The sequence below is a fragment of the Streptomyces sp. NPDC002328 genome (genome assembly GCF_042890065.1).
Taxonomy (GTDB): domain Bacteria; phylum Actinomycetota; class Actinomycetes; order Streptomycetales; family Streptomycetaceae; genus Streptomyces.
The window spans coordinates 22,118-29,001 of the sequence record NZ_JBIARQ010000038.1; the positions used below are offsets into that span (position 1 = coordinate 22,118).

Annotated in this window: 6 protein-coding genes; all 6 read left to right on the plus strand. The window is 68.9% G+C overall.

All coding sequences use genetic code 11. From position 1 onward, the window contains the following. Window positions 1-81 precede the first annotated feature (81 nt). The gene (locus ACFYX4_RS40480) at window positions 82-1,290 is read left to right on the plus strand and encodes a hypothetical protein (protein ID WP_389344904.1); all 1,209 of its coding nucleotides are present in this window, start codon (window positions 82-84) and stop codon (window positions 1,288-1,290) included. Between the two features lie 354 nt (window positions 1,291-1,644). Then, entirely contained in the window at window positions 1,645-2,520 is an 876-nt protein-coding gene (locus ACFYX4_RS40485; protein WP_389344906.1) for an aminoglycoside phosphotransferase family protein, read from the plus strand. Further along, window positions 2,517-2,987, plus strand: a complete 471-nt coding sequence (locus ACFYX4_RS40490; protein ID WP_389344908.1) for an NUDIX domain-containing protein — start codon at window positions 2,517-2,519, stop codon at window positions 2,985-2,987. Before ACFYX4_RS40485 ends, ACFYX4_RS40490 begins: the two co-directional genes overlap by 4 nt. Then, window positions 2,984-4,972, plus strand: a complete 1,989-nt coding sequence (locus ACFYX4_RS40495) for an ABC transporter ATP-binding protein (RefSeq protein WP_389344910.1) — start codon at window positions 2,984-2,986, stop codon at window positions 4,970-4,972. The genes ACFYX4_RS40490 and ACFYX4_RS40495 overlap by 4 nt, the downstream gene beginning before the upstream one ends. A gap of 107 nt (window positions 4,973-5,079) precedes the next feature. Further along, complete coding sequence (locus ACFYX4_RS40500) at window positions 5,080-6,129, plus strand: NUDIX domain-containing protein (RefSeq protein WP_389344912.1); 1,050 nt, start codon at window positions 5,080-5,082, stop codon at window positions 6,127-6,129. A gap of 59 nt (window positions 6,130-6,188) precedes the next feature. Next, window positions 6,189-6,884 (plus strand): NUDIX hydrolase (locus tag ACFYX4_RS40505; protein ID WP_389344914.1); only part of this gene is annotated, 696 nt, incomplete at its 3' end.

Sequence of the window (6,884 nt, forward strand, 5' to 3'; positions counted from 1 at the left end):
GGAATGTCCGGCCGACCTGGTGGCCCCTTCGGGCTGCAGGGCGATCACCCGTGGCCCCCGCTTCACACGAAGGAGACCAGCGTGCACGGTGAGCAGTCCTCGGACCAGGGACCCTGGGTCGTCCTCGGCGGTGTCCACCTCCTCAACCGCACCGCGCCACGGCGATTAGACGAGCCGATCGTGCTCGTACGGGTGCCACCGCAGGAGGTATGTCGGCCGGCCACCACCGTGATCGTCCGCTGGAACGCGCTGGGTCCCTGCCCGGCCGAAGCGCTGCACCTCGGCGGCACCCGGCTCGGGGCGGCAAGGATCGACGGCGGCGAACTGTTCCCCGACGCTATCGCCGGCCCCGGCCTTCGCGACCTGGTCGGCTCGGCGGCCGCCCCCGGCCTGATGCCGCTGTGCTACCTGGCCGCAGACCCCGGCGGCGGCTACCACGCGTACGCGCAGATCCGCTTCCACCCCGAGGACGCCTGCTTCGTCCGTACCACCGGAGAACCAGTCGGCCACGGCCCGGTCGGGGAACTGCGCTGGCTCGAGCCCATGCTGACGGCGCACGCCGAGTCGAGTACGGCGCTCAACAACCACCTGCGGTACTTCCGCAAGCACTTCTCCGGCACCGAGCTGGAGTTCAAGTACACCCTCAATCCGGCACCAGACATCTGGGCCGCGTCCATGGAACTGCTCAAGGCACTGCGCGACGGCAAGCTGGAAGGCTGCCGTCCGGAGTACCGGGAAGAGTTCCAGATCCACCACACCGAGAACCATCTGTTCGACGTCACCGGCCCCGAGCCCGAGATCGGCTACGCCTCCTTCATCCCCACCGTCACCGCCGGGCACGTGCTCAAGCGAAAGTGGTTCGCCGAGGACGCCTTCGCCCGTCGCGAGGAACTCACCCCTGGCCTCGACATCACCCCCGACCGGTTCGAAACGTTCCTGGTCGAAGACCTGGGCCTCCAAGTCCGAGCCATGCCGCCCTTCCAGCGCGTCCGCTACGACATCCAGTGCGAGTCGATGCGCACCGGACACGTCTACGGCATCTTCCTCGACCGCTGCGCCCTCCTGGTGGCCCCCGACGTGGTGCTCTCCCAGTGCGAGCTGGAGTACCTCCGCTCGCGCAGCATCCTCGAACACGACCAGGACGAGGTCCTCACCGAGATGAAGCGGATCGACAGCTGGCTCTGCGAGTACCTCGCCAGTCACGGCTGGGCGGCCGAGCACACCTTCTACTCCAAGCGCAGCTTCCTTCGCGACGCCATCGCCCTCCGCCCGGACCTCGCCACGCCATGACCGACCAAGCGGCCTCCGGCAATCCCCCACAGGAGGTACCGCAACCCACATGAGTGATCGAACGCAGCATCACAGTCCGCCCCACCCGACCACAGAAGGAGAGGGCCCGGTATTCGAAATCAGGTTCTAGATTTCGCCCGCTCCCACCCGTTACGGCGACAGCAGACCCGCCGTTACCCGATCACCTGTCCGCATCTCGCCCCGAGGAGCCCCCATGCATCCCGTACGCCGCCTTGCGCTCGTTCATCCTGCGTTCGAAAACACCAATGCCTCCTCGGGCGCCAGCCTTCACCTCGCCTCCGACCGCGCCGCCCTGCTCTCCGACGGAGCACGACCGGATACGAGGTACCTCGCATGACGGACTCCGCTCGTCTTCCCTCCCCTCTCCACGCCTGGGTGGAGAGCGTGCTGGGCCCCCTGGACGATGTGCGGGACTCCTCGCACGACCGCGACAACTCCCAGGTATGGAGGGTGGCTGGGCCCACCGGCTACCACTACGTGAAAGTGGCGCCCAAACCGATCCTGTATACGCGCGAGACCCGTGCCTACCGGGTGGCCGTTCCTCACCTCGGTCACGGCAATGCCCCGCTGCTGCGCGACAGTTCCGCGGAGTTGCTCGCCCTGATCCTGACCGCCATGGACGGCGAGCCGTTGAAGAAGGAAGAGTCACCCGCGCGCCGCCGCACGGCCCACCGGCAAGCCGGGCAGCTCCTGCGCCGCCTCCACGACGCCATGACCGGCCCCCTGGTCCAGCCGGAAGCCGACACAGTCGTCGAGAACACAGTGGCTGGCCTGGACAAGCACCTCGCCAAGGCCGGCGACCACCTGTCCACTCCGGAAGCCGAGCTACTGCCGCACCTCGTGGACGCGCTGCCCGGCTGCGGACCGCTACCGGCCGGGTGGCGGCACGGGGACTTCTGGGAGCGCAACCTGCTCTGGAACGGTCAGCGCTGCACTCTGATCGACTTCGAACGCAGTGAACCGGGCCCCCGTGTCGCCGACTTCGTCAAATTCGCCACCTCGCTGTGGCCTGATCGTCCCGAGCTGCGGACCGCCCTGTTCGAGGGGTACGGCCCGCCTCTGTCCGAGGCAGAGGAATACGCGCTGACAGCGTTCGCAGCAGCTGACGCCGCCAGCGCTCTCGCCTACGGCCCCCGGCACAGCGATCCGCTCGTGACCGCGCGCGGCCGGCGCACCGTCGAACGCCTGCTTCAGGAGGGCCGTCTGTGAGTGACGCGCGTCACCTGCTGATCGCTGACGTGGCCCAAGTCCTGCTCCGCTCGAACGGCGCAGCCCTGTGCGTACGTCGCAAACCGGAGGCGGCCCTCGCACCGGGACAACTCACCGTCGTCGGTGGCCATCTGGAAGCCGGCGAACCGCTCGACCACGCCGCGCGGCGCGAAGCGGAAGAAGAGACGGGGGTCCGCATCAGCGCCGAGCAACAGGAGTTCTGCGGCCTCATTCACCACCACGAATCCGGCGACGGCCCGGACCGGGTCACCGCCGTCTTCGTCGCCCAGTCCTGGGCGGGCGAGCCGCACAACGCCGAGCCGGACAAGCACGAGGGCTTGTTCTGGGTGTCGATGGAGAAGCCCCCTCCGGACTGCCACCCGTACACCACCGCCATCTTTCACATGATCACCCACGGCCCGTCCTACCGGGCTCTGAACTGGCCGACGCAGGGAGGCAGCGAGTGAAGCGATTCTTCGGCAAGGTCCGCATGGCGGAGCCCCAGGTGTCCGAGGCAGAACGCGAGCTCTTCGGCGGGCCGTTGCGCTACGACATGGGGTGGTCCCAACACGAGCACCCGGGACTGGACTTGACCATGCGATCAGCGCTGCGCCAGATGCCCAGACTCGTCGGCGCTGCCCTGCGGATGGCCTGGAGCGCGGATCGCCGCGCGCTCGTGGCAGTGGCGATCAGCGAACTCGGCCAGGGCATCGCCGCCGCGGTCGGCCTGCTTGCCATCAACGCGGTCATGCACGCGCTGTTAGGGGGCGGAGACGCTGTCGAGCGGCTGCACGCCTTGCTGCCGGGACTGCTCGCCGCCACAGGCGTCGCCGTCGTCAACTCCGCCCTGGCCGGCTGGTCGACCTCTCGGGCCGGCCGCCTGGAGCCAAAGGTCGAGCGGATCGCCACCACCCAGTACCTGGCCGCGGCCACCGCCGTGGAACTCGAAGCCATCGACGACCCGGACTTCCGTCGTCTGATCGACATCGCCCAGTACGGGCCCGCCTCCGCGCGCCGCATGATCGGCGCCTGTGTCTCCGCGCTGAACAGCAGTATCTCGCTGATCGCCACGGCCGGTGTGCTCACCGTCCTGCATCCAGCGCTGCTGCCCATGCTGCTGGCCATCGCCGCACCCCGCGGGTGGGGCGCCATGCGGGTGGCACAGGAACGCTACGTGTCGATGATGAGCTGGATCGAGCACCTGCGGGCCAGCCGCCTCATCGGCAACCTCCTCACCGAACGCACCGCCTCACAAGAAGTGCGCATCCACGCCGTCGGTCCCTTCCTCCTCGACCGGTACCGGCGCATGGCCGCCAGCGCAGAGGCGGAGCAGGAACGTCTGGCCTCTAGCAAGGCCGTCACCGAATGGGTCGCCTCCGCACTGTCCGGACTGGCAATGGCCGCCACCTACGGAACGATGATCTGGCTGATCATGGCCGGGCACATGAGCCTTGCCGTCGCCGGGACTGCCGTGATCGCGGTACGGACCGGGTCAGCGAGCCTGGGTGCCCTGGTGATGAACATCAACCAGCTGCACGAAGAGTCCCTCTACGTCCGGGACCACGGGCAGTTCCTGGTCGAAGCTGCGCAACGCGCCATTCCCCAGACCGGCAGTCCCGTCCCCGACCAGGTCAAGCAGGTCTCCCTTGAACATGTCACCTACCGGTACCCCGACCGCGACGCACCGGCCCTGGACGACGTGACGCTCACCTTCCCCATGGGGTCGGTCATCGCCGTGGTGGGCGAGAACGGCTCCGGCAAAAGCACCTTGATGAAGATCCTGTCCGGTCTGCTCCTCCCTCACGCCGGATCGGTGAGGTGGGGCGAGTTCGACGTCTCCGGGCTGGAGCGCTCCCAGGTCTTCGACCGCGTCTCGCTTCTCACACAGGACTTCCAGCGCTGGCCCGTGACCGCCGCGATGAACATCCGCATCGGCCGCCCCGGCCACGACGCCTCAATGCATGACCTGCAGACGTCCATCGACTACGCGGGAGCCGGATCCGTCACCGCCAAACTCCCCAACGGCCTGGAAAGCATGCTCGGCCGCATGTTCCGCGGAGCCATCGAACTCTCCGGCGGCGAATGGCAGAAGGTGGGCCTAGCCCGCACCCACTGGCGCAGCTCAACATCGCAGGAGGACAGCGTCCTCATCGTCGACGAGCCGACCTCCGCGCTCGACCCCGAAGCCGAGATCGCTGCCTTCGACCGCATCCGCCGCCTCGCCGCCCCGCACCGGGCCGTTGTCCTGGTCACCCACCGCATGTCCGGCGTCCGGCACGCCGACCACATCTACGTCCTCAACCAAGGGCGCCTCGCCGAGCACGGCACGCACGACGACCTCATCGCCGCACGTGGCCGATATGCCGCCATGTTCGACACACAGGCCGCCCAGTACGCCCCGACCCCGAACGTCCCGAAGCCTGCTTCGCCCAGCGTCTTGGACAAGGCATGACCCGCTCCACCGAAAGGCAGAGCATGTCCTCCTCCCTCCCTTCGTCAGCACGCGTTGCATCGCAGTCCGTTCTGTCAGCAGCGCAGTACGCCGCAACCCGGCACGCGGTGTGGCTCGGGGCCGCCGCGATCATCACCGACCAGGTCGGCCGCGTCCTGCTGGTCCACCCGACCTACCGCGAGGACGACCGGTGGCTGCTGCCCGGCGGAGTCGTCGAACCCGGCGAACACCCGCACGCCGCCTGCCAGCGCGAGATCACCGAGGAACTGGGCCTGGCGGACCTGACCCTGTCGGGCGTGCTTGCCGTCCACTCCCTCTCACAGCACCACCCAGACATCAGGCCCGCCGCGCCCTTCCCTGGAGAGATCCGATATGTCTTCGACGGCGGAACTCTCACCCTCGACCAAGCGAAGGTGATCCGCCTGCCTCGCGAGGAGCTGTCCGAGTACGCCTTCCTCGAAACCCGGGACGCGGTGCAGCGGCTGCGTCCCGTGGACGGGCAGATCATGCTCGCCGCCTACCGTGCCCGGCTCGGGAACACCGCCACGGCTCACCTCGCCGACGGCCGGCACATCCTCGACGTCCCGGGGCTGGATCGCCATGACGTTCACGTCCGCTACCGGCCCTTGTGGGACAGTCCCCTCAACCGTGGCCCTGTGTCCGAGCGGCTCCCCGTGCAGCAAGCCTGGGGGTGGTGCTTCGTTCCCGACGGCCGGGTCGTCCTTGTGGCCGACCCCGGCCCCCGGGGCGCCCTGCCCATGCTGCCCGGCGGCACCGTGGAGAAGGCCGACACGATGCCCGAGGCAACCCTCCACCGCGAAGCCGCCGAGGAAGCCCAGCTCATCCTGACCGACCCGGTGCGACTGGGCTGGGTGCTCGATGAGACGGGCGAGGTCTACGGCGGGATGGGGCCCAATTGCAGGCTCCGACTGGCCGCCCGTGTCACCGGCATCGGGCCGGCAGCCGTCGACCCCGCCACCGGCCGCCCCTTCGCACGCCTGCTCGCCACCCCCGCCCAGGCAGCCGCCCTGCTCGGATGGGCCCGCCGGGGGCGCGGCAGGCCCGACTCGCCGCTGAAACGGCCCGGGAGCGCTGGGGCCTGCCCACCGCTGGCCCCACCGGCATCGAGGAAGTCCCGGCAGAGGGGATGCAGCTGAGCTGAAGCGAACGCCCCCGCCTTGACTCGTTCCGCATCGCGCCCCTCTGAGGTACACCCATGCCGCTGTCGCACCACCACATCCGCACCACCGTCGAGACCTACCTCGCTCGCCACCCTCACGAGCGACCACAGCTCGGCGGCCTCCTGGAAGCCCTCCACCGGCCCACCGACATCGCCAGCCGCTCCACCTTCTCCGGACACGTCACCTGCGGCGCCATCGTCGTCGACCCCCTCGGCCGCGTCCTGCACGTGCTGCACCTGGCGAGCGGGAAGGTACTCGCTCCAGGCGGACACGCCGAATCCGACGACGAGTCCCTGGCAGAGGCGGCCCTGCGGGAGCTGCACGAGGAGACCGGAATCCCACCCCAGGCCGTGGCACCGTGGCCCGGCTACGAGGCCGTGCCGTTCGACGTCGACATCCACGACATCGACACCCACCCAGGCAAAGGCGAACCCGGCCACCAGCACTTCGACTTCCGCTTCCTCTTCCGCCTACGCACCGCCACAGAGGTGCCCGTGGTGCTGCAGGAAGAAGAAGTCGGCGGCATCGAGTGGCGGCCCCTGGAGAAGGTGGCCTCCCCCTCCCTGCGCGACAAGCTGCTCAAGCTCACGCCCGCCGTCGAACCGGAGACGGCCAACGCCTCCGCCCTGATCTACAACTTTACCGACCGCCCCACGAGTCCCCGCGTCACTCGTTCGGACCCTCTCCTCCACTGTCCCGTTCGTATTAACCAACCTCCCCAGTTGTCTTCA

Bases quoted from the DNA above. Each gene is read 5' to 3' on its own strand.
- ACFYX4_RS40485 (WP_389344906.1), top strand. From the start codon at position 1,645: ATGACGGACTCCGCTCGTCTTCCCTCCCCTCTCCACGCCTGGGTGGAG.